The organism is Microbacterium sp. AK031, assembly GCF_024807145.1.
Lineage (GTDB): Bacteria > Actinomycetota > Actinomycetes > Actinomycetales > Microbacteriaceae > Microbacterium.
The window spans coordinates 96,804-121,479 of sequence record NZ_JANUCA010000010.1 but is presented as its reverse complement, the minus strand read 5'-3'; the positions used below and the strand labels follow the sequence as shown (position 1 = coordinate 121,479).

Below are 24,676 nucleotides of genomic sequence, written 5' to 3'. Positions count from 1 at the left end.
GATCAACGAACGCGGCACGAGTACCAGGCGGAAACAACTTGACCATGAAACGCTCCTTCAATCAGAGCGTTGCTCCCACCATATGAATCTGCCCCGATTCCGGATGCGAAAAGCTCCCGCCGGCGCCCAAAACCGGCGAAGAGCGGGTGCGAGACGGGCTGAGGCGGCCCAGCGACGGGCGGAGCGGGCTCAGCCGGCCAGGATGACCTCGTAGCCGGCATCCGCGAGGTCAGGAGCCGGGGCATCCGTGATCACGGTCGGGAAGAGCTCCACGCCTCCGACGAACGCGAACGCCGCTCCGCCGATCTTGCTGGAGTCCGCCACCACGATGGCGCGGTGTGCACGCGAGGCCATCATCCGGTTGACTGCGGCCTCGCGCTCGTCGTGGGTGCTCGCGCCGTCTTCGGCCGAGAGCGCGTTCACGCCGATGAAGGCGATGTCGAGGCGGATGCCGCTGAGCAGCTGCTCCACGAACGGGCCGACGAGCTCGTAGCTGCGGGAGTGGATCACGCCCCCGGTGACCACGACCTTGATGTCGGGCCGCGTCGCGAGCTGGGCGGCGATGTTCACCGCGTTGGTGACGACCGTGAACTCGCCGAGGTCAGCGCGGGCGGCGAGCGCCGCCGCTATCGCCGTGGTCGTCGTTCCGCCGGAGAGCCCGACGACGGCACCGGTCGTGACGAGATCGGATGCCGTGCGCGCGATGCGCTCCTTCTCATGCGTGCGCTGGTGGCTCTTGTAGCGGACGGGCAGCTCGTACGCCACCGACTGCGCCACTGCGCCACCGTGCGTGCGGGTGAGCAGCCGCTGCTCGGCGAGGCTGTCGAGGTCGCGCCTCGCCGTCGCCGGAGACGCATCGAGCCGCTCGACCAGTTCTTCGACGGTGACCTCGCCCTGCGCCGCGAGCAGGTCGAGGATCGCGGTCAGCCGCGACGCACGCTTCACACCGATTCCCGAGACGCGGCGGACGTGGTGGGTTCTGCGTCCTGCAGGGCGAACAGCCGCAGCATCCGCGCCGCCTCGTCGACGACGGCGGCGCGAGCGGGAGCGATGTACTTTCGCGAGTCGACCAGGCGTTCGTCGTCGTCGAGCGTCGAACGCACCGCCCGCGTGAAGAAGCCGTTCAGATGCGTGGACACGTTGATCTTCGTCATACCGGCGCGCACTGCATCCATGATGACAGCATCAGCGACGCCGGACGATCCATGCAGCACGAGCGGGACGTCAAGGGTTTCATGCAGCCTGCCGATGAGTGCGATGTCGAGCGCCGCGCTGCGATCGGTCATCGCATGCGACGAGCCGACAGCGACGGCCAGTGCGTCGACTCCGGTCTCGGCGACGAACGCGCGGGCCTCGTCGGGGTCGGTGCGCACGCCCGGCGCATGGGCGCCGTCCTTGCCACCGATCTCGCCCAGCTCGCCCTCTACGTAGACGCCAGCGGCGTGCGCGCGGTCGGCCACGGCGCGTGTCAGCGCGACGTTCTCGTCGTAGGGCAGCGCGCCACCGTCGAACATGACGGAGCCGAACCCGAGAGCGATGGCCTCGTCCACGAGCGCGGGGTTCTCGGCGTGATCGAGGTGCACGGCGACCGGGGTGTCGGCCCTGCGCGCCACCGCGAGCGTGGCGAGGGCGATCGGCTCGAGCGCGCCGTGGTACTTCGCGCAGTTCTGCGAGATCTGCAGGATGACCGGAAGCCGGGCCTGAGCGGATGCCGCGACCAGCGCCTCCGCAGTCTCGAGGTGGATCACATTGAATGCGCCGATCCCGCGGTTCTGGGCCGCAGCGTGGCGGACGAGTTCGGCGGCGGAGACGAGGGTCATGCGGGCTCTTCCGGATCGTGTGGCGGGGCAGGATCGTGTGGCGGGAAGGGATCGGACTCCAGGATGAGCGCACCCTCGAGGTCGCACCAGGTCGAATGGATCTCACCTGCGAGAGGCATCAGCACCGCTGCGGCCGACCACGCCGTCGCGCGGCGGAGGATCTTCTCCGGATCGCGGACACCGGCATCCATGAGCACGGCGCACGCAGCGACCGCGGCATCGCCCGCGCCGGTCGGATTGCCAGCGAGCGGCTCCGACAGCCGGGCACGCAGTACCCGATCGGCCGTGACCGCGTACATCCCCTCGGCGCCGAGAGACAACAGCACCAGCTCGGCACCGCGCGCGATGAGCGCACGAGCCCCCTCGATCGGGTCGGCTATGCCGGTGGCCTCGAGGAGTTCGGCGCGGTTCGGCTTGAGGACGGATGCTCCGGCATCCGCCGCAGTTAGCAGCGCAGGTCCTGACGTGTCGACGATCACGGGGCGGCCCGCACCCGCCGCGATGAGTTCGGGCAGAAGCGTCGACGGCGCACCGGGCGGGAAACTGCCGGCGATCACCAGCACGGATGCCGCGGCGGCCTGCTTTCGCACGGCGGAGCTGAACTCCTCCCACTCCTCAGCGCGGGGATTCACCCCGCGCTCGTTGACGATCGTGGTGTCACCGAGCGCGCGATCGACCCAGGCGATGCTGCGCCGGGTGAGGGCTGTGACCGGGACGAGCAGATGTGGAACGCCGCTCGCCGCCAGCTCGTCTCGCAGCTCCGCACCGGTCGCGCCGCCGCACGTGGTTACGGCGCAGACGCCGAAGCCCTGCGCATGGGCGACCCTGGCGACGTTGAGGCCCTTGCCCCCTGCGCGTATTGCACCGGTGTCGGCGCGGTGCGCGCCGCCGATCTCGATCCGGTCGAGTTCCCACGTCATATCGAGCGCGGGGTTCGCGGTGACCGTGAGGATCACGTGAGTTCCCTCGCACGCAGCGCCGCACCGAGCAGGCCGGCATCGCCTTCCAGTTCGGCGGGCAGCAGTTCCGGCATCCGGTGGAAGCTGAGGCGTGCCGCCAGTCGTGCGCGCAGCTCGTCGAACAGCGCTCCACCGGCACGGGAGAGTCCACCGCCGATCACGATCGCCTCCGGAGCGAACATCGCGGTCAGCTGCGCGAGTGACATCGTGAGTGCGTCGAGGGCGTCGTTCCAGATCCGCCGTGCGACCGCGTCGCCATCGGCTGCGCGCGCGATCACATCCCGTGCCCCATCCGGAATCGTGCCGGTCTCGGCGGCGTAACGGCGGGCGATGGCCCCTGCCGAGGCCACGGCCTCGAGGCAGCCGCGCGCGCCGCACGCGCACTCGGGTCCGTCGGCTATCGGAGAATGCCCGATCTCGCCGGCGTAGCCGCCCGCCGTGTAAGGCTCCCCTCCCACGAGGATGGCTCCGGCGATGCCGGTGCCGATGATCACCACCACGACGTCGTCATATGCGCGCGCGCCGCCGAGTCGATGCTCGGCCCAACTCGCTGAGCGCACGTCGTGGTCGAATGCGACGGGCAGCCGCAGCCGCTCTCTCGCGAGGTCGCGGAGTGGGGCATCGCGCCAGCCCAGATTGCTCGCGAACACCCCGATTCCGGCATCCGCATCGACGATGCCGGGTACGACGAAGCCGAGCGCAGCCGGCACGACGTGCGGATGCTGCGACCGCAGCTCGTCCGAGAGTCGAGCGAGCTCCTCGATCAGCGCTACGGCCGGGTCATCGCCCAACGCCGGTGTCGACGTGCGGCGCAGCCCGAGCGCTGTGCCGTCGGCGTCGAAGAGCGCGGACTTGATGTCGGTACCCCCGACATCAAAGGCGAGCACTGGCTCGCCCTCGCCGATGCCGAGCGAAACCCGCTGTCCATCAGACGCGAGAAGGGTTTCCGGGGTTCGCGAGGCGCTGAAGCCCGGAAACTCTTCCGCGATCGGCGACATCACGAATCCAGAATGACCGAGCGGCTGAGGTTTCGGGGAAGGTCAGGGTTGAGACCCTTGGCCACGGCGCGTTCCAGCGCGACGCGGTGCAGACGCACGAGGTCGGCGAGCGGGTCGACGTCGTGCTGCACGAATCGAGCACCGGTCGCCTCGACCTCACCGGCGAGACCTTCGGGGGCGGCTCCGAACTGCCAGGTGATGCGGCAGGGAGCGGCGATCGCGATCGGGCCGTGGCGGTAGTCCTTCGAGGGATACGACTCGGTCCACGACTGCGACGACTCGCGCATCTTCAGCGCGGCCTCGTGGGCGAGGCCGATGGTCCAGTTGCGACCGAGGAACGTGTACTGCTCCGCCTCGGTGAGCGTGACGTCATCCGTCGCCGCGAGTACGGCCTCGGCATCCGCGATGGATCGCGCGACGTCATCAGCGAGGCCGAGCGAAGAGCGGAAGAGTGTCAGCGCGGTGGTCGCGAAGCGCGTCTGCACGACCGACTGCTCGTCGGCGAAGGGGAGCAGCACGGCTTCGTCGACGAGAGCGACCAGCGGTGAGGTGGGGTCGCCGATCACGCCGATGACCGGGATGCGCCCCTTGATCTGCTGGGTGAGCTCGAGCACCTCGCTCGTGGTTCCCGAACGCGTCAGCGCCACGACGGCGTCGTAGTCGCGATCGAGGAACGCCTCGGATGCCGCGTATGCATCCGTGACACCGAGGCCTGCGGTCTCGCGCAGTGCGGCATACGACTGGGCCATGAACCACGACGTGCCGCAGCCGATGACCGCGACGCGTGCGCCAGCCGCTGGCAGCACCTTCTGCTCGTCGCGCATGTCAGCCGCGCGTGCCCAGGTCTCGGGCTGGGAGAGGAGCTCCGCACGCATGAACGCGCCGGGGGCCGAATCGGTCATCAGGAGAGGCCTTCCGTCGAACTGCTTTGTTATGATTGTTTTCGCCTACATACGATCATAGAGTAGCTCTCGTGATGGTGCGAAGGCGCTCGACATCAGCGCAGGGGCGCAAGAGTTTCGCTGAGCCGCTCGAGCGTCATGGGCGATACGGCTACCCCTGCGGCGCGCAGTGCGAGCAGGCCGGCGCCGACGACGCCGTCGACGACCGGGCGCACTTCGAGTCCTGCCGCGGCGTCACCGAGACGCTCAGTGAACGCGTCCCTGACCGCACCGGATCGGGAGAGCACGCTGCCCCCGACGACGAGCGGACCAGGGCCGGTCAGCACTGCTCCGAGAGAATCGGCGAGGTGCTGCCCCGCTCGACGCAGGATGCGCTCCGCCACCCGATCGTCGCCGACGAATGCGAGCGGTGCGAGAGCTGCGAGCTCGATCGGACGCATGCCGTACAGCGACGCGACCAGCTGCTCGAGCGAGCGCGGGCGCCCCTCTCTGCGCGTCTCATCCGCCCCGATGCCGAGATGCACCAGCACTGCCCCGGTCAGCGACGTCGCCGCGCCGGCTCCGTCCAGATCCCGCACGACGGCCCTGGCCACCCGATGACCGATCCAGAAGCCGCTGCCGCGATCACCGAGCAGCCAGCCCAGCCCGTCAGCCGTCGCCTCGATCCGCCCGCCCGAGACGCGGACGGCGGATGCGCCGGTGCCGGCCACGATCGCATAGCCGAAGGGCTCGGCCGAACCGCTGGAGTAGGTCGCCAACAGGTCGGATTCGAAGGTGAGCCGACCGGAGAACCCCTCGGCCGCCAGCCTAGCGAGCAGCCATCCGCCTTCGCCTTCCTCGGCATCCTGCCCCGCCATCGCCGCAGTGATCACCGAGACATCGGCCAGGGTTCGCGATGAAGACGCGAGCGCCCGAGCGACGGCGTCGACCACGCCGTCCGCAGCGCGATCGGGGCCTGCGGATATCGGGTTCCCGCGCCCGCCGGTGCCGTATCCGATGCACTCGCCGCGTCCGGTCGCCAGCACCGCCCTGGTCGAGGTCCCGCCGGCATCCACGCCCACCGTCAGCATGTCGTGACCCATTTGTTACGCGTCCTAACTTGACGTTCCTCAACAGTGAGAATAGTTTTCAACGCAACGCAGACTTACTGCGACGAGTTCTGGGGGCAATGGTGCCACGCAGCATGAACACCGGCAATGGCGCGATCGTCGGGCGTATCGCCGAGCGCCGCCACGCCATGCCGGCTGCGCTGTCGAAGATCGCCGATCTGGTGATCTCGCACCCGACCACACCGGCAGAGCTGACGATCACCGAGCTCGCCGAGCGAGCGGGCAGCTCCCCTGCCAGCGTGACCCGCTTCTGCCGTTCACTCGGCTTCGCGGGTTACACGCAGTTCCGTGTCGCGATCGCGACCGAACTCGGGCACGCATCAGCGGAGCATGCCTGGATCACGGACATCGGTGCGGAGTTCGAACCGACGGATTCGCCGGAGAAGATTCTTCGGACACTGCTCAATGTGCACGTGAGCGGCCTCGAGACGACGCGTGAGGGCATCGACCTGGATGCCGTCGGCAAGGCCGCGCGCGCGATCACGACCAGCCAACACGTCGACATCTACGGCCTCGGCGGCAGTGCGGGGATCGCGCAGGAGTTCCAACGCCGGATGCACCGCATCGGCATCAGTTCGCACGCGTGGTCGGATGTGCACGACGGCCTCGCCAGTGCCGTGCTGCAGGACGAGAACTCGGTCGCGATCGGCGTCTCCAGCACGGGACAGACCAACGAGACCGTGCAGATGCTCGCCCAGGCGGGGTCGGCCGGTGCTCTCACCGTCGCGATCACGCACGACGACGAGAGCTGGATCGCAGATGTCGCCGACGTGTCGATAACCACTGCGGCGCCCGTCGGCTACCTGCGGCCGGACGACATGTCGGTGAAGCACTCGCAGCTCTTCGTGATCGACCTGCTGTATCTGCTCATCGCGCAGCAGATGTTCGACCCCGCCACCAGGCGGCTCGCCGCGACCGCGACGGCCGTGTCGGCGCATCGTCGACCTCGAACGATGAGGTCGCATTCGCCTGAGGCATCATCCGAGATCCAGGAGGAAGCAAGTTGAGCGCGACACCGTCCGATCTGTTCCGCGAGGCTAGTGAACGCCTCGCCCGTCTCACCGCGGAAGCCGAGTCCGGGGCCCTCGAACCCGCGATCGCGCTGATGGTCGCAGCTCTCGACGGCGGCGGTGTGATCCACGCGTTCGGCACCGGCCACTCCGAGGCGTTCGCGATGGAGATCTCCGGCCGGGCGGGAGGGCTGATCCCGACCAACAAGTTCGCCTTGCGCGACCTCGTGATGCACGGCGACCGCGAGGTGGACTTGCTCACGAGCGCATTGGAGCGCGAACCCTGGCTGGTCGACGAGCTCATGGCTACAGTGCCGGTGGGTGAGGCCGACGTCTTCCTGATCGCCTCGAACTCCGGCGTGAACGGCTCGATCGTGGGTGCGGCACTGTGGGCGAAGGAACGCGATCACCGCGTGATCGCCGTGACGAGCATGGCGCACACCATGCTCGTCGAGCCGAAGCATCCGTCCGGCAAGCGCCTCGCCGACGTCGCCGACGTCGTGATCGACAATCTCGCCCCCTACGGCGACACGACGCTCGAGATCACGGACGGCATCGGTGCAGGAGCCATCTCGTCGATCACCGCCGCCTTCATTGCCCAGCTGCTCACGCTCGGCGTCGCGCGCACCATCGCCGACCGAGGCGACACTCCCCCGATGTACATCTCCGCCAACATCCCCGGTGGCGACGAGCACAACTCCGTCCTCGAAGACCGGTATCGCGGCCGCATCCGCCGAGGCGCCTGACCCGATCCCGACTCACCAAGAACCCGAACACCACAACGAAAGGTACGAAGATGGAAATCACACAATCCTCCATCAGCCGTCGCAACCTGTTGCGCGGCGCGGCAGCGACGGCGCTGCTGCTGCCATTTGGCATGTCCCTCGCATCCTGCGCAGCACCCGGCGGAGGCGGCGGCGACGCCGGCCCCAAGGGTGAAGTCACCTCGGACAACCCGTTCGGCGTCGCCGCCAACACCGAGGTCGACGCGGTGATCTTCGACGGCGGCTACGGCGTCGACTACGTCGAGAACGCTGCCAAGATCATGGCGGGCAACAAGGGGCTCGACGGCGTCACCGCCAAGGTCTCCGCCTCCACCAAGATCGCGCAGGAGCTGCAGCCGCGCTTCGTCGGCGGCAACCCGCCGGACCTCGTCGACAACTCTGGCGCGAACTCCATCGGCTGGAACACGATCCTCGACCAGCTCGAAGACCTCAGCGAAGTGCTCGAGTCCGAGAACCTCGAGGGCAAGAAGATCGCTGACACCCTGTTCGACGGCGTGAAGGCGCCCGGCACCTTCGGTGACAAGTTCGCGGCCATCAACTACGTGTTCACCACGTACGGCCTGTGGTACTCGGGCAGCCTGTTCAAGGACAACGGATGGGAACCGCCGAAGACCTGGCAGGACCTGAAGGCCCTCGGCGAGGCTGCGAAGGCACAGGGCAAGTACCTGTTCCTCTGGGGCAAGGAAGCGGCGACGTATTACCAGACGTTCGTCGTCGACTCTGCCATCATCCAGTCCGGTGACGACGTGCGCCTGCCGCTGGAAAACCTCGAAGAAGGATGCTGGTCGCACCCGACACTGCAGTCCATCCTCACGATCCTGCACGAACTCATCGCGGCCGGCTACGTCAAGCCGGGCGGCGGTGGCACGCAGTTCACGCAGGCCCAGTCGCAGTGGAGCCTCGATCAGGAGGCGCTGCTCTACCCTTCTGGCTCGTGGATCGAGAACGAGATGAAGAAGACGACGGCGGAGAACTTCCAGATGATGGGCGTGCGCGAGATGCCCCTCGACGACAAGGCCACCACGCCGGAGGGCTTCATGCGGGCAGAGGCTGGCGAGCCGTTCGTCGTACCGTCGAAGGCGAAGAACCCGTCCGGCGGTAAGGAGCTGCTGCGCACGATGCTCTCGAAGGAGGCTGCGTCCGCCTTCTCGAAGGAGAAGCTCGCCCCGACCGTCGTCAAGGACATCGTCCCCGAGGACGGATTCGGTTCGACCGCGCTCGTGTCGCAGGTCGAGATGATCGCGGCGGCCGGATCCGGTATGTTCACGATCCAGTCATTCAACCTGTACGGCATGAACAGCGACCAGCTGCCGATCTGGAACTCGTTCCTCGACGGCAAGATGACGGTCGCGGACATCACCAAGCAGTTGCAGGACCTGACCGACAAGATCCGCAACGACAGTTCCATCGAGAAGATCGAGATCAAGTGAGCCTCAGCGCTCCTGGCCTCGACGCGGCGCTGGACACCACCGCCGTCGTCACCGCCCGCGCGGGTCGCCGCAAGGCGCCCCGCGCGGGGCTGCGCCGCAAGATGACGTTCGACTACGCGTCGTTCCTGCTGGTGTTCCTCGGGCTTCCGGTCGCGATCTTCCTGATCTTCGTCATCTCGCCGTTCATCCAGGCCGTGTACTACGCGATGACGAACTGGACCGGCTTCTCGCCCAACATGGACTTCGTCGGTGTCGACAACTTCGTAAAACTGTTCCAGGACCCGACGTTCTTGCAGGCCATGGGGAACAACCTCGTGCTGGCGATCTTCGTTCCGCTGATCACGATCGTGATCGCCATGATCTTCGCGAGCATGATCACCGTCGGTGGCCCGAGTCACGGTCAGGTGCGCGGGCTGAAGGGCTCGAGTTTCTACAGGGTGGTGTCGTTCTTCCCGTACGTCATCCCGGCGATCGTGATCGCGATCCTGTGGAACCTGATCTATTCACCGAGTGGTCTGCTGAACGGTCTTCTCGCCGCGGTCGGGATCGACAACAACGACTTCGCATGGCTGGGTGACGCACGCACGGCCATGGGAGCGACGATCTTCGTCATCGTCTGGAGCATGGTCGGTTTCTACATGGTGCTGTTCATCGCTGCGATCAAGGGCATCCCAGGCGAGACCCTCGAAGCCGCACGCATCGACGGCGCTGGCCGGTTCCGCACCGTCACCGCGATCGTCCTTCCGCAGATCCGCGACAACGTGCAGACGGCCTACATCTACCTCGGCATCCTGGCATTGGATGCTTTCGTCTACATGGTGGGGCTCAATTCCTCGGGCGGCCCGAGCAACAGCACACTCGTGATGAGCCAGTATCTTTTCCGCACGGCGTTCGAAAAGGGCCAGTTCGGCCTGGCGAGTGCGATGGGCGTGGTGCTCGCCGTGATCACCCTGCTGTTCGCAGCGATCGTGATCGGCGCGTTCCGCCTCATCGGCGGCAAGGATGAAGGAGGACGGTCATGACCCTCGACACACGGGCCGCAGTCACGGTCGATCTGAAATCAAAGACTCGGCCGACGACCACGAAGTCCACCACGAGCGACAAGGCCGTCGGCGGCGCCTCCCACGTCGTCCTGATCATTTGGTCGATCGTCGTGATCCTGCCGTTGCTGTGGACCCTGCTCGGCTCGTTCAAGAACACGAAGGAGATCTTCGCATCGCCGTTCGGCCTGCCCGCTGAGTGGAACTTCAACAACTACGTCAGCGCCTGGGTGGGGAACAACTTCGGCGGCATGTTCATCAACACCGTCATCGTCGTCGGTGTCTCGCTCGTACTGGTGATGGTGCTCGGCGCCATGTGCGCCTACGTGCTGGCGCGGTTCTCAGTGCCGGGCAGTCGAGTGATCTACTACTTGATGCTCGCCGGACTCACCTTCCCGGTGTTCCTCGCCATCGTCCCGCTGTTCTTCATCCTGCAGGGCATGGGGCTGCTGAACACGCTGCCCGGCCTGATCATCACGTACGTCGCATTCGCGCTGCCGTTCACGGTGTTCTTCCTCTTCTCATTCTTCAAGTCGCTGCCGTACGAGATTCAGGAGGCCGCATACGTCGACGGCGCGAGCGAGTGGCGCACCTTCTTCCAAGTCATGCTGCCCATGGCGAGGCCGGGAATGGCCGCGGTGGCGATCATGAACTTCCTGGGCCTGTGGAACCAGTTCCTGCTGCCGATCTCGTTGAACACGGATCGCAGCAAGTACGTGCTCTCCCAGGGCATGGCGTCGTACGCCTCGTCAGCGGGCTACGCGCTCGACTTCGGTGAGATGTTCGCTGCGGTGATCATCACGATCGTTCCGGTGTTGATCGTGTACATCTTCTTCCAGCGCCAATTGCAGGGGTCGGTGTCGCAGGGCACTTCGAAGTAGCGGACTCAGGTGAGAGTGACGCTCTCGCGTCTGCTCAGCGACTGCGCGATGGCGTCCATCACGCGCTGCGCCTGATAGCCGTCGTCGATGCTCGGCAACTCCGCCCGGGGTTCTCCCCGGGCGGAGTCGACGAAGTCTCTGATCTGCGCGCCGGCGCCGTCCGTCAGCGACATCGCTGGCGCCGGACGCCGGTGGATTCCGGATGCTGTGCCGCTGACGATATCCGCCTCGTTGGAGTCCGTTCGGATCCACCCTTCGGCACCGAGAACCTCGATCGTGATCCCGCCGGGCACCCCGGTGTTCGGGGCGACGCGGCTGATCGTCAACGAGACGGTCGCGCCCGACGCCGCGGTCAGCTGCACGTCCGCATCGTCGTGGTTGGTGACCGGACGGCGTCGACCTTCCGGGTCCACTCGCTCGGCGATCGTCGTCCGCGCGAACGCAGTGACCTGGGTCACATCGCCGACCATCCATCGCACGAGATCGATGGCGTGCGGTCCGAGGTCGGAGACGACACCGAGCGGCTCGTCGGCCGCGTCGAAATGCCAGTCCCACCCGCGCGCCGGCGTCGCGGCCGAGGACTGGAGATAGCGGATGCGCACGTGCCGCACCGCACCGATGACGCCCGAGCCGATGGTCTCGCGCAGTTCCTGGAACAACGGCTGCCATCGCAGTGTGAAACCCGTGAGTGCCGGCCTGTCCACGAGCAGATCACGGATGCGGCGTGCGCTCTCCACGTCCAGTGCGAGAGGCTTCTCGCAGAGCACGGCTGCTCTGAAGCCCGAGACGATACGCGCCGCTTCCTCGTGCTGACCCGGAGGGGTCGCGATGATGGCCCCGTCGAGATCCTCGACCGTCAGCATCCGCTCGATCGAGTCGTAGGAATGCGGGATTCCCTGCGCCGCCGCGAAGGCGGCTGCCCGCGCGGAGTCACGCCCGCACACGGCGACGACGTCGACATCCCGCAAGTGCCGCGCGCCGGGGATGAGGTATGTGGACGGCCACATGCCGTGACCGATGACCCCGAGACGGAAACGCGCATTTCTGTCTTCAGTCGCCGGCCCGCGCATCCGATCAGCGCCCCTCTTTGGCCTCGGTGTGGTGGCGGATGACTTCCGCGACGACGAAGTTGAACCACTTCTCGGCGAACTCGGGGTCGAGGTGCGCTTCCTCGGCGAGGGCGCGCAGACGTGCCACCTGCTGCTCTTCCCGATTCGGATCGGATGCCGGCATCTCGTGCTCCGCCTTGAGGATGCCGACCTGCTGCGTCGCGCGGAACCGCTCGGCGAGCATGTAGATGAGCGCGGCGTCGATGTTGTCGATGCTGCCGCGCAGTCGCAGCAGCTCTGCGCGGGCATCTTCTGCGTCGGTCATGTGTCTCCTCCTGGTCGCAGGTACGACGATATCGCGACGGGCTCGGCGAGCGGCTCCCGTCGGGCCGACAGTCACGCCTTAGAGTGGGCGCATGAGCACCGATGAGCCTGCGGCAGACGACGACACGACAGCTGACGAGGCGCCCGTCACCCGGCGGACCGCGGCCGCGGCGAAGGTGAAGCCCGAGACGTCGAAAGCCGCCGAGACCGAACCTCCCGCAGCCCCGGAGGTCAAGACCAAGCCCGTCATCGAACCGGTGCTGTCGAGCCGTTCGTTCTGGACGCGTATAGAGCGGCCGTTCGGCTTCGGGTTCCTCGTCACGCTCGGCGGTCTCGCCGCTATCCTGCTCGGACTCGCGTTGTCGAATCTGTCGACCGTCATCATCTACATCGCGCTCGCGCTGTTCGCCGCCCTGGGGCTTGACCCTGCTGTCCGCTTCCTCGAGAGACGAGGACTGAACCGCGGGTGGGGCGTCGTGATCGTGCTCTTCGGCCTCGTCATCGCGCTGGGCCTGGTCATCTGGGCCATCGTCCCGGTGGTCGTGGCGCAGATCACGAGCTTCGTCAAAGATGTCCCCGGAATGATCTCGGACTTCCAGACCAGTGATATCTACACCACGCTGGAAGGCCAGTTCGGCGAGCAGTTCCAAACCCTTGTCAGCGACGTGCAGGGCTTTCTCACCGACCCGGGCAACATCGCCGCGATCGGCGGCGGTGCTCTTCAGGTCGGGGCATCCATCGCAAACGGCATCTCCGGGGCCGTCATCGTCCTGGTGCTCGTCATCTACTTCGTAGCGACACTCCCCGGCATGAAGCGGGCGATGCTCCGCCTCGTGCCGGCGCGCGACCGTGCGAACGCAGACATCATCAGCACCGAGATCACCGACTCCGTCGGCGGCTACGTCATGGGCATGGTGACGCTGGCATTCATGAACGCGGTCCTCGTGCTGATCCTGTACACGGTGCTCAGCCTGCCATTCCCGCTGCTGCTCGCCGTCGTCGCCTTCCTCATCACGCTGATCCCGCTCGTCGGACCCTTGCTGTTCTGGGTGATCGGCACGGGGATCGCGCTGTTCGGCGACAACATCATCTTCGCGCTGGTGTTCGCGGTCGTCTACCTCATCTACATGCAGGTGGAGTCGTACTTCCTGACGCCGAAGGTCATGAACCGGGCGATCTCGATCCCCGGTTCCCTGGTCGTCATCGGCGCTCTCGTCGGAGGCACCCTGCTCGGACTGCTCGGAGCGCTCGTGGCCGTGCCGGTCGCGGCATCCATCCTGATCATCATCAAGAAGATCTGGATCCCGCGGCAGGACTCGAGGGTCTAGAGAGACTGGTCGACGATGCCGATGAAGCGGCTTCCGACGCCCTCGAACTCACCGCGGTGGTGTCCGGACGCGGGCTTAGGGAGTTCGTCGAGCGAGTGGTGCCCGCAGATCAGATACGTGAACTCCGGCCACCACTTCTTGGGTCTGGCCGTTTCGGTGTAGCCGCACACATCGCAGGTGAGCGTCGCCCAGACCGGGCGCGCGCCCTTCTTGCGGTTCGCCCTGGACTGGATGAGCCACGCCGGCGGATCGTTCTCGAGCGCCGCGAACTCGGCCTCGCTCACACCGTCGCCGAGGCCGTGCCGCTCGGCCATCTCCAGGGGGATGTCGAGCCGGTGGGCGAGATCGCGCTTCGAGATCATGCGCGTGAGTCCATTGCCATGGGCTCCATTGTCTCAGGCCGTCCGCTCCTCGCACGCTGAAGGGGCCTTCCGACGACGATCGGAAGGCCCCTTGGTCAGTTCGATCAGATCAGATCGTTGTCCGTCAGCCACTGCGTGGCGATGTCCTCCGGCGACATCTGCTCAACGGTGCTCTGCACGCCCAGCGCGACGAGGTCATCGGCACCGAGTGCGGCGCTGACCGCGTTGATGACGTCGGCGACCTCATCGGCGATATCGCTCGAGGCGATCGGCACCACGTTCGAGGCGAGGATGAGGTTCTCCGGGTCTTCCAGTGCGACGATCTCCTCGGTCTCGAACGCCGGGTCTGCGGTGTAGATGTCGGCGACCTGGATCTCACCGGCCAGCAGCGACTCCAGCGTGGTGTCGCCCGTGGCCGAGAAGGTGAGGTCGACGCCGTAGACGTCCTTGACGCCTGCAGGTCCGTACGGACGCTGCTCGAACTCAGGTGCAGCACCGATCGTTGGCTTCTCGCTGACGTTCGCCAGGTCGGCGATCGTGGTGAGGTTGTTCGCCTCGGCGAACTCCTTGGTCACCGTGTAGGTGTCCTGATCGCTGGCCTCGGCGTAGTCGAGCGCGGTCAGGCCCTCGGGCAGCGCCTCCTGGAGGGCCGCGTACACGTCCTCCGGGCTGGTGACGTCGGCCGCATCGTCGTAGAACTCCAGCAGGTTGCCGGTGTACTCGGGGAACAGATCGATCGCGCCGGACTCCAGCTCGGGCATGTAGGCGTCGCGCTGACCGATGTTGAACTGCTTGTCAACGTCGAAGCCGGCGTTCTCCAGTGCCTGGGCGTAGATCTCGGCGATGATCTCGTTCGAGTAATAGGCCTGCGAACCGATGACGATCGTGTCGGAGCCGGCGCTCTCGCCACCCTCTTCGGTCTGGGTGTCCAGCGGGTTGCTGCTGGCGCAGCCGGCGAGCACGAGCGAGGCTGCGAGCCCGATGCCGCCGATGAGGGCGATGCGTGACTTTCGTGCGGTGAACATGATGTTCCTCTCTGGTGGGGAGTTCTGGTCAAGTCGTGGAGGCTGCGGCCGATGCCGCGCGGCGGGCCGTGCGACGAGCGGCGCGCGGGGAATGGGGCGTGGCGACGCGGATGCCCGCGGGAACAGCGGCACGCTGCGCGAGCGCGAGAAGCAGGTCGGCGAGCAGTGCGAGCACGGCGACGAGGATGGCGCCACCGAGCACCTGGTCGAACCGGCGCAACGGAATTCCCTGGATGATCGGCCAGCCGAGACCGCCCAGGTTCACATAGGCGGCGATCGTGACCGTCGCGATCACCTGGAGCGTCGCCGCACGCAGGCCACCGACGAGCAATGGGAGTCCGAGCGGCACTTCGACCTTCCAGAAGATCTGCCACTCGGTCATCCCGGTCGCGCGAGCGGCATCGATCACCCGACGGTCGACGGCTTCGAGACCGGTGTATGCGCCGGCGAGCAGCGACGGGATCGCGAGCAGCACGAAAGTGATGGTCGCAGCCTCCGGCACGCGCAGTACACCGAGGAGCAGCACGAGCAGCACCATGAGGCCGAACGACGGCACGGCGCGTGCCGCACCGGAGATCGCCACCGCCACCTCGCGTCCGCGACCGGTGTGACCGATGAGCCAGCCTGCCGGCACTGCGATGACCGCCGCGATCAGCACCGAGATGACCGTGTAGAACAGATGCTGGCCGAGGAGCACGGGCAGGGCGTACTGGCCTTCCAGCCGCTCTGGGGAGAACAGCCAGGCGAGAGCCTCGGCGAACAGATTCATGCGGCAGCCCTGAGGATACGGACAGGCCGACGGTCGGCGGACGGCGTCCTGATCGCCCGCGTCCACGGCATGAGTGCGCGCCCGGCGAGCAGCAGCAGGAGGTCGATCATGAGAGCGATCACGACGACGGCGATAACCCCGGCGAACACCTCGGCGATGATCCGCCTCTGCAGGCCGTTCGTGAACAGGTAGCCGAGGTTCTCGACTCCGACGAGGATCCCGACGGTGGCCAACGAGATGGTGCTCACCGCCGTCACCCGCAGTCCCGCGAGGATCACGGGAGCGGCGAGCGGGAAGTCGACCGTCCAGAACCTGCGGAACCCTCCGTAGCCTACTGCGGTCGCGGACTGGCGGATCGCCGGATCGACCGAGTCGAGGCCGTCGGCGACCGCACGCACGAGGATCGCGATCGCATAGATGGTGAGACCGATGATCAGGTTCGCCGGGTCGCGCGTCGAGATGCCGATCAAGGCGGGCAGCAGGATGAGCAGGGCCAAGGAGGGGATCGTGTACAGCAGACCGGTGACGACGACCACGGGGCCCCTCACGAGCCGGTATCGCCAGGCGATCCATCCCAGCGGCAAAGACAGGAAGAAGCCGAGCACGATCGGTATCGCACTCTGCCAGAGATGCGCGAGCGCGAGTTCGAGGATGAGGCCGATGTTGTCGGCGATCCAGTTCACGAGGAGCCGGCCCCCTCGGCGCGTACCTCAGGCGGCGTGCTCGACGGAGCCTCATCGTCTAGAAGTGCCCCCTGCGTACGACCCTCGGAATCGACGAGGACTCGACCACGCGCAGTCTGCTTGATGCGCAACGCCCGCCTGCCGCGCTCGGCGCCGATGAACGCGGAGACGAAGTCGTCGGCAGGATTCTCGATGATCTCGCTCGGGCTGCCGACCTGCACGATGCGCGCGCGCTTGTCGAGGATCACCACCTGATCGCCGAGCAGAAATGCCTCATCGATGTCGTGAGTGACGAAGACGACGGTCTTGTCGAGCTCAACCTGCAACCGGATGAGTTCTTGCTGCAGGTCGGCGCGCACGATCGGGTCGACAGCGCCGAACGGCTCGTCCATGAGCAGGATGTTCGGATCGGCCGCGAGGCCGCGTGCCACCCCGACCCGCTGCTGCTGCCCGCCGGAGAGCTGGCTCGGGTAGCGATCTGCGAGCGATCGGTCAAGACCGACCGTGTCGAGAAGCGTGCGGGAGCGCTCGTGCGCCTCTTTCCTGGAGGTGCCGGTCAGACGCAGCACCGTGGCGACGTTGTCGATCACGGTGAAGTGCGGCATGAGTCCGGAGTTCTGCATGACGTAGCCGATGCGGCGTCGCAGTGTCACCGGGTTCTTGTCGAGAACGCTCTCGCCGTCGATCTCGACGTCACCGCTGCTCGGCTCGACCATGCGGTTGATCATGCGCAGCAGCGTCGTCTTGCCGCATCCGGAGGACCCGACGAACACCGTGGTCTTGCGTGAGGGCAGCACGAGACTGAAGTCCTCGACGGCGAGCGTACCATCGGGGAATCGCTTCGAGACCGAACGGAACTCGATCATGCGTGCCCTGCTTTCGTCGCCCGGCCGATGATCCGACCTCCAGACTTCATAGTCATGTTTCCTCAGATTCGGTTCGAGCGTATGGGAAGGATCGGACATCTGGCGACATATTCTTCGGCTGTTCGGAGCCGAGCGCCGACTGGATCGAATCAGTTCAGGCGGAATCCCGGCCGTACTGCTCGAGCAACCGCAGCCAGACTTCGCTGACCGTCGGGTAGGCGGGCACCGCGTGCCACAGCCGCGAGATCGGCACTTCCCCGATGATCGCGACGGTCGCCGCCTGCAGCAGATCCGCGACGTCCGGGCCGACGAACGTGACCCCGAGGATGACGTCGCGCTCGCTGTCGACGACCATGCGGGCCTGACCGCTGTACCCGTCCTCGCGGATGCTGGAGCCGGCGATGGCCCCGAGATCCTGATCGATCACGCGGGTCTGGTATCCGGCATCCTTCGCGGCATCGGCGGTCAGCCCGACCGATGCGACCTCCGGCTCGCCGAACACGACCTGAGGCACGGCGGCGTGGTCGGCGGTGGCGACATGGCGGCCCCACGCGGCGTCGTCAACGTCTTCGCCGTTCGCGCGGGCGGCGATCACATCGCCGGCGGCCCTGGCCTGGTACTTGCCCTGGTGGGTCAGCAACACGCGCCCGTTGACATCGCCCACGGCGTACAGCCAGTCGTTGCCGGCAACCCTGAGGGTGTCATCCGTGGGGATGTACTTCCCCGGTTCGAGGCCGACGATCTCGAGCCCGATGTCACGGCTGCGCGGGGCACGTCCGGTCGCGGCGAGGATCTCCTCCGCGGCGACGGTGGTCCCGTCGTCGAGAGTCACCGTCACACCGTCGGCATCGCGAGCGACACGGTTCGTGCCGACGTTCGTGCGGATGTCGACGCCGAGTTCTCGCAGCCCCTTCTCGACCAGTTCGCCCGCGAAGGGCTCCATGTTGCCAAGCAGGCCGCTGCGGGCGATCAGCGTGACGTCCGCGCCGAGGCCTGCGTAGGCGGTGGCCATCTCGACGGCGACGACGCCGCCGCCGATGATGGCGAGGGATGCCGGGATCTCCTGCGCGCTCGTCGCCTCGCGGCTCGTCCACGGCGCAGCATCCATCAGGCCCTCGATCGGAGGGATCGCGGCATCCGTCCCGGTGCTGATCGCGACCGCGTGGCGAGCCTTCAGCACCCTCTCGGTGCCGTCGTCGGCCGTCACGGTGACCTCGCGCTGGCCGGTGATACGACCGTGACCCCGGGCCAGATCGATGCCGGCGGAGTCGAGCCACTTCACTTGACCGTCGTCCGACCAGTCGCTGGTGAACGAGTTGCGGCGGGCGAGCACAGCACGCACGTCGAGGTTTCCGGTGACCGCCTCCGCGGCGCCCGCCACATTCTGGGCCGCGCGCAGCGCCTGCGCCGAACGCAGCAGCGCCTTCGACGGCATGCACGCCCAGTACGAGCATTCGCCCCCGACGAGTTCGCTCTCGACGATGATTGCGGTGAGCCCGCCCTGTACCGCTCGGTCTGCGACATTCTCGCCGACCGGGCCACCGCCGAGAACGATCAGGTCGTATTCATCCGTTGACATCCAAGCGCCTTCCGTCCGAACCGGTATGGCACCAGTCTCCAGGAAGTGCAACGCGATGTCACCGGGGTTGTTCCCGTCAGGGATACACCTGTAGGGAGAAATCACGGATGCAGGTTCGAACGCCGGCGTTTCGCCCTGCAGGTGTGCATCGGCCCTGCAGGTGTGCGGGCCGGCGGCCGCGTCACGGAATCAGCACGACCTTCCCCCTCTGCCTGCGCTGCTCGATCGCCGCGTGCGCGTCGGCGGCGCGCTCCAGCGGGTATTCGTCGACGGGAGGACGCACCCTTCCTTCCGCGACCGCGGCGAGCGCGCGCGCTTCCAACTCACGCAGTTGCGGCACCGGCCTGCCCAGTGGAACCGTCACGGACAACGAACGGGCGAGGAGGTCATCGGTTTCGATGCGTACGGCCTCACCGCTCGAGCATCCGATGATCACCACCCGGCCGCCGCGGCCCAAGGCCTCGAAAGCCGCACGGCCGACCACTCCGCCGACGCCATCGATCAGCAGCGACGGCTCGCGCTCCCCCAGCAGTGCGGCCATCTGCGACGGCCAGGACTCGTCCGTGGCATCCAGAGCGAAGAATCGCTCGGCATCCGACGCCAACCCGTCAACGACCGCCCGCTTGGCCGATCCGCCGTACAGCGCCACGGCTACGGCTCCGATCGAGAGTGTGAGCTGCACGAGCTGGCTGCCGAGCCCTCCGGAAGCTCCCGGCACGACGACGACGTCATTCGGCTGCACAACCGCGGCATCCAGCACGAGCTGGGCCGTGCGCCCCGTGCCGATCGCCGCGACCGCCTGAGCGAACTCCACACCGTCGGGCACAGTGTGCAGAGCGCCGGCCGCGGCCAGAGCGAACTCGGCGTACCCGCCGCTGCGGAACCCGACGTGCGCGACCACCTGTGTGCCGATCAGCGCCTCGTCGACGTCCGGACCCAGTGCATCCACGATGCCCGCGACCTCGCGACCGGGCGTCATGGGCAGCGACGGCCGCGGCATGGAGGGCGGACTGTCTCCCTGCCGGATGTTCGTGTCCACAGCGTGCACGCCCGCGGCGGCGACGCGCACGCGAACCTCGCCTTCAGCGGGCTCGGGCACGTCGGCGTCCTCGACCACCAGCACTCCCGCCGCGCCGAACTCGCGCTGGACGATCGCCCTCATGCTCAGACCTCCTCGTGAACGCGACCAGCGGCGACTCGAGGCGCGAGGATGGCGGCGACGACGGCGATAACCACGGTCAGCGCGAACACAGCGGTGAACGGATCCGCGGTCGTCGCCAGCGCGGCGAACAGGGTGCCGGTGATGGCCAGCACCATCGCGCTGCCGAACGAGTCGGCGACCGTCATGGCGGCGCTGTTGAATCCCTGATTCGCCGGCGTCGAGAGCGACAGCGTCAGCACGCTGCTTCTGGGACTCATGAGGCCCATGCCCGAGCCGGCGATGATCCACGCCGCGACGATGACCAGAGCATCCCACCCGAAAGCGGCGGTCGCCAGGACGAGAGCGATGCCGATCAGCACGAGCACGGTTCCGATTCGCAGGGCCGTCACATTCGACAGGCGTGCGCCCATCCGCCCCTGCACCGTGGATGCCGTCGACCATGCCAGAGCGCCACCTGTCAACGCGAGTCCGGCGAGGGTCGGCGTCAGTGCGTACCGATCCGTCAGCAGGTACGGCACGTACACCTGCGTGCCGAAGAAGGCACCCGCCACGAGCCCGCGGACGAGGATGACCGATGGGAGGCCCCGGGATGCACGCAGCGCGCCTCGCGGCACCAGCGGACGAACCGCGATCAGCGCGATCACGACGGCCCCGGCCGCGAGCGCCGGCCCTACGCCCGGAATGTCGCCCACGAGGTTCAGCGCGAGCACGGCGAACGCCGCGAGCACCGACCAGCCGAGGCGTCCGAGCGCCCAGGGCGCCGATACGTCGCCGCCACCCGACACGCCTCGAAGCGCAGGGACCACCATGAGGAGCGCGGCGAGAGCGAGCACGACGACGCCGAGGAAGACCCAGTGCCAGCTCCACAGATCCGTCACCACGGCGGCGATGGTCGGTCCGATCAGCGACGGTACGACCCAGGCGGCGGCGAACGCCGCGAAGATCGCTGGATGCTTGTCCTGCGAGTACACCCTGGCGACGACGACGTACAGTGCGACCATCATCGCCCCGCTGCCCAGACCCTGCACGAAGCGGCCTGCCACGAGGATCTCCATGCTCGGTGCGAGTCCGGCGATCAGCAGACCGGCGACGAATGCGGCGACCGACGTGTACAGGGGAGCCGTGGGACCGCGCCGGTCAGCCCAGTTCCCCACGGCGACCATGCCGATCACTCCGGTGGCCAGTGGGCCCGCGAACGCGAGTGCGTACAGGCGCTCTCCTCCGAGGTCGGCGCTCACCACCGGCATCACCGTCGTGACCGCCAGCGATTCGAACGCCCCCAGGAACACGAGTGCGCACGCGCCGATCGTGATCCAGAGGAACGTGCCGCTCATGATGCCCGGTGCGACGGGATCGACCGTCCGCACCTCTCCTGTTTCCGTTGTCATTCCCCAGACGTTAGAACCTCAACTATGGTTGAGGTCAAGCCGAGGGTGTCAGGAGGAGCCGCGCATGCCCCAGTTGGATGGCGACAAGTACCGCAAGCTCACGGTCGGAGAGCTCTCCAGCCGCAGCGGTGTCGCATCGTCGGCGCTGCATTTCTATGAGCGCAACGGTCTGATCCACTCCGAGCGGACCGATGGGAACCAGCGCCGTTACTGCCGCGACACCCTGCGCCGCGTGGCCTTCATCCGGGTTTCGCAGCGCGTCGGCATCCCACTCAAAGACATCCGCTCTGCACTCGAATCACTGCCGGAAGGACGAACGCCCACGAAGAAGGACTGGGCGCGCCTCTCGCAGCGCTGGCGCGACGAGCTGGACGCGCGCATCCGGCAACTCGAGCATCTTCGCGGCGATCTGGACGGCTGCATCGGATGCGGATGCCTCAGCCTGAACTCGTGCGCCCTGCAGAATCCGGCTGACGTGCTCGGGAGCAAGGGCTCCGGGCCGATCCGCTGGCTCGCGAAAGGCGCGGCGGCGGCGGCAGAGTGAACGGGATTCAGCGCGCGAGCAGCAGACTCGTGGGCGCGGGCGCCGAAGTGCGGTGACGGATGCCGCGTGGCGCACCCGTGCGATCGTCGAGGTCGAGCACGCTGATCTCATTCGAGCGCTGCCCGGCGACGAGCAGGGCCCCGTCGTGCACGAGATGGTGACGCGGCCAGTCCACCCCTGACTCGGCGAGCGCGAACGGCTCGACGCTCTCGCCGGCGCCGCTCACGCGGAGTGCGGCGATCGTGTTGCTGCCGCGCAGCGCCGTGTACAGCGTCGCGCCGTCGCGGGAGCGCGCGAGCTCTGCCGGGAAGTCGGTGCCGATCTCGGCCGCCGGGGTCGCCAGGGTCGCTGCGGCCAGAGCCCAGCGCCCGTCCGGCTGCGCGGCGAGTGTGAAGATCTCGCAGGAGTACTCGGTCACCACATGCAGGTGCCCGCTCGGATGCACCACCATGTGCCGCGGTCCGGTACCCATCGGCAGCACGATCTCGTGGTCCAAAGTCAGGCCACCCGCCACCGGGCGCCAGATGCGCACGAGGTCGAAGCCGAGGTCAGTGGTCGCGATACGGCCGTCCGGCAAGAACGCGGCAGCGTGGGAGTGCGACGCACGGGCAGGCTGCTCGTCGGGCTCCGATTCGGTGTCCGGTTCTGGCTCGGGAGCCGGATTCAACCCGAGCATCTCGTCAAAGAGCAGCAGGCCCACGCGCGGCGTCGCTTCCGCGGGCACGTCCTCGGCCGAGGGCTGCTCGAACGTCATCGAGCCGCCCCGAAGCATGGCTGCGGCGATCTCCTGCGCTGAAGCCGGCTCAACATCCGGGCCCATGGCATCCTGCGCAGCATCCGGGTTGTAAGGGTCACGCGCAGGCGCCGAGACCGTCGGCTTCCCCAGCGACCCGTCCGCGGAGAGCCCGATGCGCACGACCCGGCCGTCGCCGTAACAGCTGGCGATCAGATACGCGCCACTGGGCGCGACGGCGAGGTGGCACACCGAATCACCCGCCTCGACCGCACGGCCCATCGGCGCAAGCGTCGACTGACCGGTACGGGCAAACGCCTGCACGGTGCCGTCGCTCTCGAGCGCCGCGTAGACGACATCGAGGGACGGATGCCGGGCGAGCCACGACGGCGACGCGGTCTGCGTCACCGCGCCACGGTACGCGAGCGTGTCGGGCTCGCGTCCCTCGTCGCCTTCGAGCAGGCCGATGCCCGTGGCATCCCCGCCCATGTCGGCGCCGTAGCCGCCGACCCAGAACTGCGTCACGCGCTCACCTTTCGCTTCAGCGCCCGTCTATGTGGCGCAAACCTGCGCTTCAGCCCGCTCCAAACGACGATTAGCGCCACATAGACGGGCTCGGGAACTGCGTCACGACTCAGTCGAGCAGGTCATGACGCACGATCACCTGATCGCGCTCCGGTCCCACACCGATCACCGAGATGCGCGTCTTGCTCATCTTCTCGAGCGCGAGCACATACTCCTGAGCGGTCTGCGGCAGGTCATCGAAGGTGCGCGCGGTGGAGATGTCTTCGCTCCAGCCGGGGAAGTACTCGTAGATCGGCTTCGCGTGGTGGAAGTCGGTCTGGTTCACCGGCACGTCGTCGAACCGCTCACCGTCGACGTCGTAGGCGACGCAGACCGGGATCTGCTCGAGCCCGGTGAGGATGTCGAGCTTGGTGAGCACGAGGTCGGTGATGCCGTTGATGCGCGTCGCGTAGCGCGTGATCGGGGCGTCGTACCAGCCGACGCGGCGGGGCCGGCCGGTCGTGGTGCCGAACTCGAAGCCTGCGGAGCGCAGCCAGTCGCCCTTCTCGTCGAACAGCTCGGTCGGGAACGGACCGGAGCCGACGCGTGTCGTGTAGGCCTTGACGATTCCGACGATGCGGTCGAGGCGGCCAGGTCCGACTCCGGATCCGGATGCCGCGCCCGCCGCCGTCGCGGTCGACGAGGTGACGAAGGGGTAGGTGCCGTGATCGATGTCGAGCATGGTCGCCTGGCCGCCTTCGAACACGACGACCTCGCCGCGATCGAGCGCCACGTCGATGAGGTGTCCGGTGTCTGCGACCATCGGGCGCAGCCGCTCAGCGTAGGAGAGGAGGTCGTCGACGATCTCGTCGACCGTCACCGCGCGGCGGTTGAAGACCTTCACCAGCAGGTGGTTCTTCTGATCGAGGGCGCCCTCGACCTTCTGGCGCAGGATGTTCTCGTCGAACAGGTCTTGCACGCGGATGCCGACACGGTTGATCTTGTCGGCGTATGCCGGTCCGATGCCGCGACCTGTCGTGCCGATGTTGCGCTTGCCGAGGAAGCGCTCGGTGACCTTGTCGAGCGTGCGGTGGTACTGCGTGATGAGATGCGCGTTCGCGCTCACCCGGAGCTTGGAGACGTCGATTCCGCGGGCGGACAGCGCCGTGAGCTCGTCGAAGAGCACCTCGGGGTCGATGACGACGCCGTTGCCGATCACGGGGGTGACGCCGGGGGAAAGGATGCCGGATGGCAGAAGGTGCAACGCGTACTTCTCGTTGCCGACCACGACGGTGTGCCCGGCGTTGTTGCCGCCGTTGAACTTCACCACCCAGTCGGTGCGGTCGCCGAGCAGGTCGGTCGCCTTGCCCTTGCCTTCGTCGCCCCACTGGACGCCGACGATCACGATTCCTGGCATGGGTAACCC

General features: G+C 67.3%; 25 protein-coding genes. 7 read left to right on the top strand and 18 right to left on the bottom strand.

All coding sequences use genetic code 11. The features are described from left to right. Positions 1–189: 189 nt before the first annotated feature. The 6 genes from HDC95_RS16380 to HDC95_RS16355 form a co-directional block, all read right to left on the bottom strand. Complete coding sequence (locus HDC95_RS16380) at positions 190–945, bottom strand: DeoR/GlpR family DNA-binding transcription regulator (RefSeq protein WP_259064728.1); 756 nt, start codon at positions 943–945, stop codon at positions 190–192. Next, on the bottom strand, positions 942–1,820 hold the full coding sequence (locus tag HDC95_RS16375; RefSeq protein WP_259064727.1) for a class II fructose-bisphosphate aldolase: 879 nt from the start codon (positions 1,818–1,820) through the stop codon (positions 942–944). Before HDC95_RS16375 ends, HDC95_RS16380 begins: the two co-directional genes overlap by 4 nt. Further along, the gene (locus HDC95_RS16370) at positions 1,817–2,776 is read right to left on the bottom strand and encodes a 1-phosphofructokinase family hexose kinase (protein WP_259064726.1); all 960 of its coding nucleotides are present in this window, start codon (positions 2,774–2,776) and stop codon (positions 1,817–1,819) included. The genes HDC95_RS16375 and HDC95_RS16370 overlap by 4 nt, the downstream gene beginning before the upstream one ends. Continuing rightward, on the bottom strand, positions 2,773–3,777 hold the full coding sequence (locus tag HDC95_RS16365; RefSeq protein WP_310503275.1) for an ROK family protein: 1,005 nt from the start codon (positions 3,775–3,777) through the stop codon (positions 2,773–2,775). Before HDC95_RS16365 ends, HDC95_RS16370 begins: the two co-directional genes overlap by 4 nt. Beyond that, positions 3,777–4,679 (bottom strand): SIS domain-containing protein, encoded by a 903-nt coding sequence (locus HDC95_RS16360; protein ID WP_259064724.1) that lies wholly within the window; start codon positions 4,677–4,679, stop codon positions 3,777–3,779. Before HDC95_RS16360 ends, HDC95_RS16365 begins: the two co-directional genes overlap by 1 nt. Before the next feature lie 95 nt (positions 4,680–4,774). Further along, positions 4,775–5,749, bottom strand: a complete 975-nt coding sequence (locus tag HDC95_RS16355) for an N-acetylglucosamine kinase (RefSeq protein WP_259064723.1) — start codon at positions 5,747–5,749, stop codon at positions 4,775–4,777. Positions 5,750–5,862: 113 nt separating this feature from the next. Here HDC95_RS16355 and HDC95_RS16350 point away from each other — a divergent pair, with 113 nt between their 5' ends. From HDC95_RS16350 to HDC95_RS16330, 5 genes are read left to right on the top strand one after another with little or no spacing between them, the layout of a single operon-like run. Next, positions 5,863–6,795 carry a MurR/RpiR family transcriptional regulator gene (locus HDC95_RS16350; RefSeq protein WP_259064722.1) on the top strand — a complete coding sequence of 311 codons (933 nt, stop codon included), beginning with the start codon at positions 5,863–5,865 and terminating at the stop codon, positions 6,793–6,795. Next, positions 6,792–7,544 carry an SIS domain-containing protein gene (locus HDC95_RS16345; protein ID WP_259064721.1) on the top strand — a complete coding sequence of 251 codons (753 nt, stop codon included), beginning with the start codon at positions 6,792–6,794 and terminating at the stop codon, positions 7,542–7,544. Before HDC95_RS16350 ends, HDC95_RS16345 begins: the two co-directional genes overlap by 4 nt. A 50-nt stretch (positions 7,545–7,594) precedes the next feature. Continuing rightward, a complete protein-coding gene (gene ngcE / locus HDC95_RS16340; RefSeq protein WP_259064720.1) occupies positions 7,595–9,013 on the top strand; it encodes an N-acetylglucosamine/diacetylchitobiose ABC transporter substrate-binding protein in 1,419 nt (472 codons plus the stop codon). Continuing rightward, complete coding sequence (locus tag HDC95_RS16335) at positions 9,010–10,035, top strand: carbohydrate ABC transporter permease (RefSeq protein ID WP_396652723.1); 1,026 nt, start codon at positions 9,010–9,012, stop codon at positions 10,033–10,035. Before ngcE ends, HDC95_RS16335 begins: the two co-directional genes overlap by 4 nt. Beyond that, positions 10,032–10,934 carry a carbohydrate ABC transporter permease gene (locus tag HDC95_RS16330; protein WP_259064719.1) on the top strand — a complete coding sequence of 301 codons (903 nt, stop codon included), beginning with the start codon at positions 10,032–10,034 and terminating at the stop codon, positions 10,932–10,934. The genes HDC95_RS16335 and HDC95_RS16330 overlap by 4 nt, the downstream gene beginning before the upstream one ends. Before the next feature lie 5 nt (positions 10,935–10,939). On the opposite strand, the gene HDC95_RS16325 is transcribed toward HDC95_RS16330, so the two are convergent. Together HDC95_RS16325 and HDC95_RS16320 are read right to left on the bottom strand one after the other, a co-directional pair. Then, on the bottom strand, positions 10,940–12,004 hold the full coding sequence (locus HDC95_RS16325; protein WP_259064718.1) for a Gfo/Idh/MocA family protein: 1,065 nt from the start codon (positions 12,002–12,004) through the stop codon (positions 10,940–10,942). A 4-nt stretch (positions 12,005–12,008) separates the two neighbouring features. Continuing rightward, the gene (locus HDC95_RS16320; protein ID WP_259064717.1) at positions 12,009–12,308 is read right to left on the bottom strand and encodes a chorismate mutase; all 300 of its coding nucleotides are present in this window, start codon (positions 12,306–12,308) and stop codon (positions 12,009–12,011) included. A gap of 91 nt (positions 12,309–12,399) precedes the next feature. On the opposite strand from HDC95_RS16320, the gene HDC95_RS16315 reads away from it, so the two are divergent. Next, a complete protein-coding gene (locus tag HDC95_RS16315) occupies positions 12,400–13,635 on the top strand; it encodes an AI-2E family transporter (RefSeq protein WP_259064716.1) in 1,236 nt (411 codons plus the stop codon). Here the strand turns inward: HDC95_RS16315 and HDC95_RS16310 are convergent. The 8 genes from HDC95_RS16310 to HDC95_RS16275 form a co-directional block, all read right to left on the bottom strand. After that, entirely contained in the window at positions 13,632–13,997 is a 366-nt protein-coding gene (locus tag HDC95_RS16310) for a hypothetical protein (protein WP_259064715.1), read from the bottom strand. The genes HDC95_RS16315 and HDC95_RS16310 overlap by 4 nt on opposite strands. Positions 13,998–14,101: 104 nt before the next feature. Further along, entirely contained in the window at positions 14,102–15,022 is a 921-nt protein-coding gene (locus tag HDC95_RS16305; protein WP_259064714.1) for an ABC transporter substrate-binding protein, read from the bottom strand. 28 nt (positions 15,023–15,050) lie between these two features. Further along, complete coding sequence (locus HDC95_RS16300; RefSeq protein WP_259064713.1) at positions 15,051–15,791, bottom strand: ABC transporter permease; 741 nt, start codon at positions 15,789–15,791, stop codon at positions 15,051–15,053. Then, a complete protein-coding gene (locus HDC95_RS16295; protein WP_259064712.1) occupies positions 15,788–16,474 on the bottom strand; it encodes an ABC transporter permease in 687 nt (228 codons plus the stop codon). Before HDC95_RS16295 ends, HDC95_RS16300 begins: the two co-directional genes overlap by 4 nt. Further along, positions 16,471–17,340 carry an ABC transporter ATP-binding protein gene (locus HDC95_RS16290; protein ID WP_259064711.1) on the bottom strand — a complete coding sequence of 290 codons (870 nt, stop codon included), beginning with the start codon at positions 17,338–17,340 and terminating at the stop codon, positions 16,471–16,473. Before HDC95_RS16290 ends, HDC95_RS16295 begins: the two co-directional genes overlap by 4 nt. Positions 17,341–17,494: 154 nt before the next feature. Then, entirely contained in the window at positions 17,495–18,919 is a 1,425-nt protein-coding gene (locus HDC95_RS16285; RefSeq protein WP_259064710.1) for an NAD(P)/FAD-dependent oxidoreductase, read from the bottom strand. 181 nt (positions 18,920–19,100) lie between these two features. After that, the gene (locus tag HDC95_RS16280; protein WP_259064709.1) at positions 19,101–20,081 is read right to left on the bottom strand and encodes a zinc-binding dehydrogenase; all 981 of its coding nucleotides are present in this window, start codon (positions 20,079–20,081) and stop codon (positions 19,101–19,103) included. Between the two features lie 2 nt (positions 20,082–20,083). Further along, positions 20,084–21,469, bottom strand: coding sequence for an MFS transporter (locus HDC95_RS16275; RefSeq protein ID WP_396652722.1), 1,386 nt, complete (start codon positions 21,467–21,469; stop codon positions 20,084–20,086). Between the two features lie 64 nt (positions 21,470–21,533). Here HDC95_RS16275 and soxR point away from each other — a divergent pair, with 64 nt between their 5' ends. Next, complete coding sequence (gene soxR / locus HDC95_RS16270; RefSeq protein WP_259064708.1) at positions 21,534–22,013, top strand: redox-sensitive transcriptional activator SoxR; 480 nt, start codon at positions 21,534–21,536, stop codon at positions 22,011–22,013. A 7-nt stretch (positions 22,014–22,020) separates the two neighbouring features. On the opposite strand, the gene HDC95_RS16265 is transcribed toward soxR, so the two are convergent. Continuing rightward, on the bottom strand, positions 22,021–23,271 hold the full coding sequence (locus HDC95_RS16265) for a lactonase family protein (protein ID WP_259064707.1): 1,251 nt from the start codon (positions 23,269–23,271) through the stop codon (positions 22,021–22,023). A gap of 109 nt (positions 23,272–23,380) precedes the next feature. Then, the gene (locus HDC95_RS16260; RefSeq protein WP_259064706.1) at positions 23,381–24,667 is read right to left on the bottom strand and encodes an adenylosuccinate synthase; all 1,287 of its coding nucleotides are present in this window, start codon (positions 24,665–24,667) and stop codon (positions 23,381–23,383) included. Positions 24,668–24,676: the final 9 nt, after the last annotated feature.

Coding starts and splice junctions, on each gene's coding strand:
- HDC95_RS16315 (WP_259064716.1), top strand. CDS start 12,400: ATGAGCACCGATGAGCCTGCGGCAGACGACGACACGACAGCTGACGAG.
- HDC95_RS16260 (WP_259064706.1), bottom strand. CDS start 24,667: ATGCCAGGAATCGTGATCGTCGGCGTCCAGTGGGGCGACGAAGGCAAG.
- HDC95_RS16360 (WP_259064724.1), bottom strand. CDS start 4,679: ATGACCGATTCGGCCCCCGGCGCGTTCATGCGTGCGGAGCTCCTCTCC.
- HDC95_RS16375 (WP_259064727.1), bottom strand. CDS start 1,820: ATGACCCTCGTCTCCGCCGCCGAACTCGTCCGCCACGCTGCGGCCCAG.
- HDC95_RS16350 (WP_259064722.1), top strand. CDS start 5,863: ATGAACACCGGCAATGGCGCGATCGTCGGGCGTATCGCCGAGCGCCGC.
- HDC95_RS16320 (WP_259064717.1), bottom strand. CDS start 12,308: ATGACCGACGCAGAAGATGCCCGCGCAGAGCTGCTGCGACTGCGCGGC.
- HDC95_RS16330 (WP_259064719.1), top strand. CDS start 10,032: ATGACCCTCGACACACGGGCCGCAGTCACGGTCGATCTGAAATCAAAG.
- HDC95_RS16280 (WP_259064709.1), bottom strand. CDS start 20,081: ATGAGGGCGATCGTCCAGCGCGAGTTCGGCGCGGCGGGAGTGCTGGTG.
- soxR (WP_259064708.1), top strand. CDS start 21,534: ATGCCCCAGTTGGATGGCGACAAGTACCGCAAGCTCACGGTCGGAGAG.
- HDC95_RS16300 (WP_259064713.1), bottom strand. CDS start 15,791: ATGAATCTGTTCGCCGAGGCTCTCGCCTGGCTGTTCTCCCCAGAGCGG.
- HDC95_RS16285 (WP_259064710.1), bottom strand. CDS start 18,919: ATGTCAACGGATGAATACGACCTGATCGTTCTCGGCGGTGGCCCGGTC.
- HDC95_RS16365 (WP_310503275.1), bottom strand. CDS start 3,777: ATGTCGCCGATCGCGGAAGAGTTTCCGGGCTTCAGCGCCTCGCGAACC.
- HDC95_RS16290 (WP_259064711.1), bottom strand. CDS start 17,340: ATGATCGAGTTCCGTTCGGTCTCGAAGCGATTCCCCGATGGTACGCTC.
- ngcE (WP_259064720.1), top strand. CDS start 7,595: ATGGAAATCACACAATCCTCCATCAGCCGTCGCAACCTGTTGCGCGGC.
- HDC95_RS16305 (WP_259064714.1), bottom strand. CDS start 15,022: ATGTTCACCGCACGAAAGTCACGCATCGCCCTCATCGGCGGCATCGGG.
- HDC95_RS16310 (WP_259064715.1), bottom strand. CDS start 13,997: ATGATCTCGAAGCGCGATCTCGCCCACCGGCTCGACATCCCCCTGGAG.
- HDC95_RS16325 (WP_259064718.1), bottom strand. CDS start 12,004: ATGCGCGGGCCGGCGACTGAAGACAGAAATGCGCGTTTCCGTCTCGGG.
- HDC95_RS16275 (WP_396652722.1), bottom strand. CDS start 21,469: ATGACAACGGAAACAGGAGAGGTGCGGACGGTCGATCCCGTCGCACCG.
- HDC95_RS16355 (WP_259064723.1), bottom strand. CDS start 5,749: ATGCTGACGGTGGGCGTGGATGCCGGCGGGACCTCGACCAGGGCGGTG.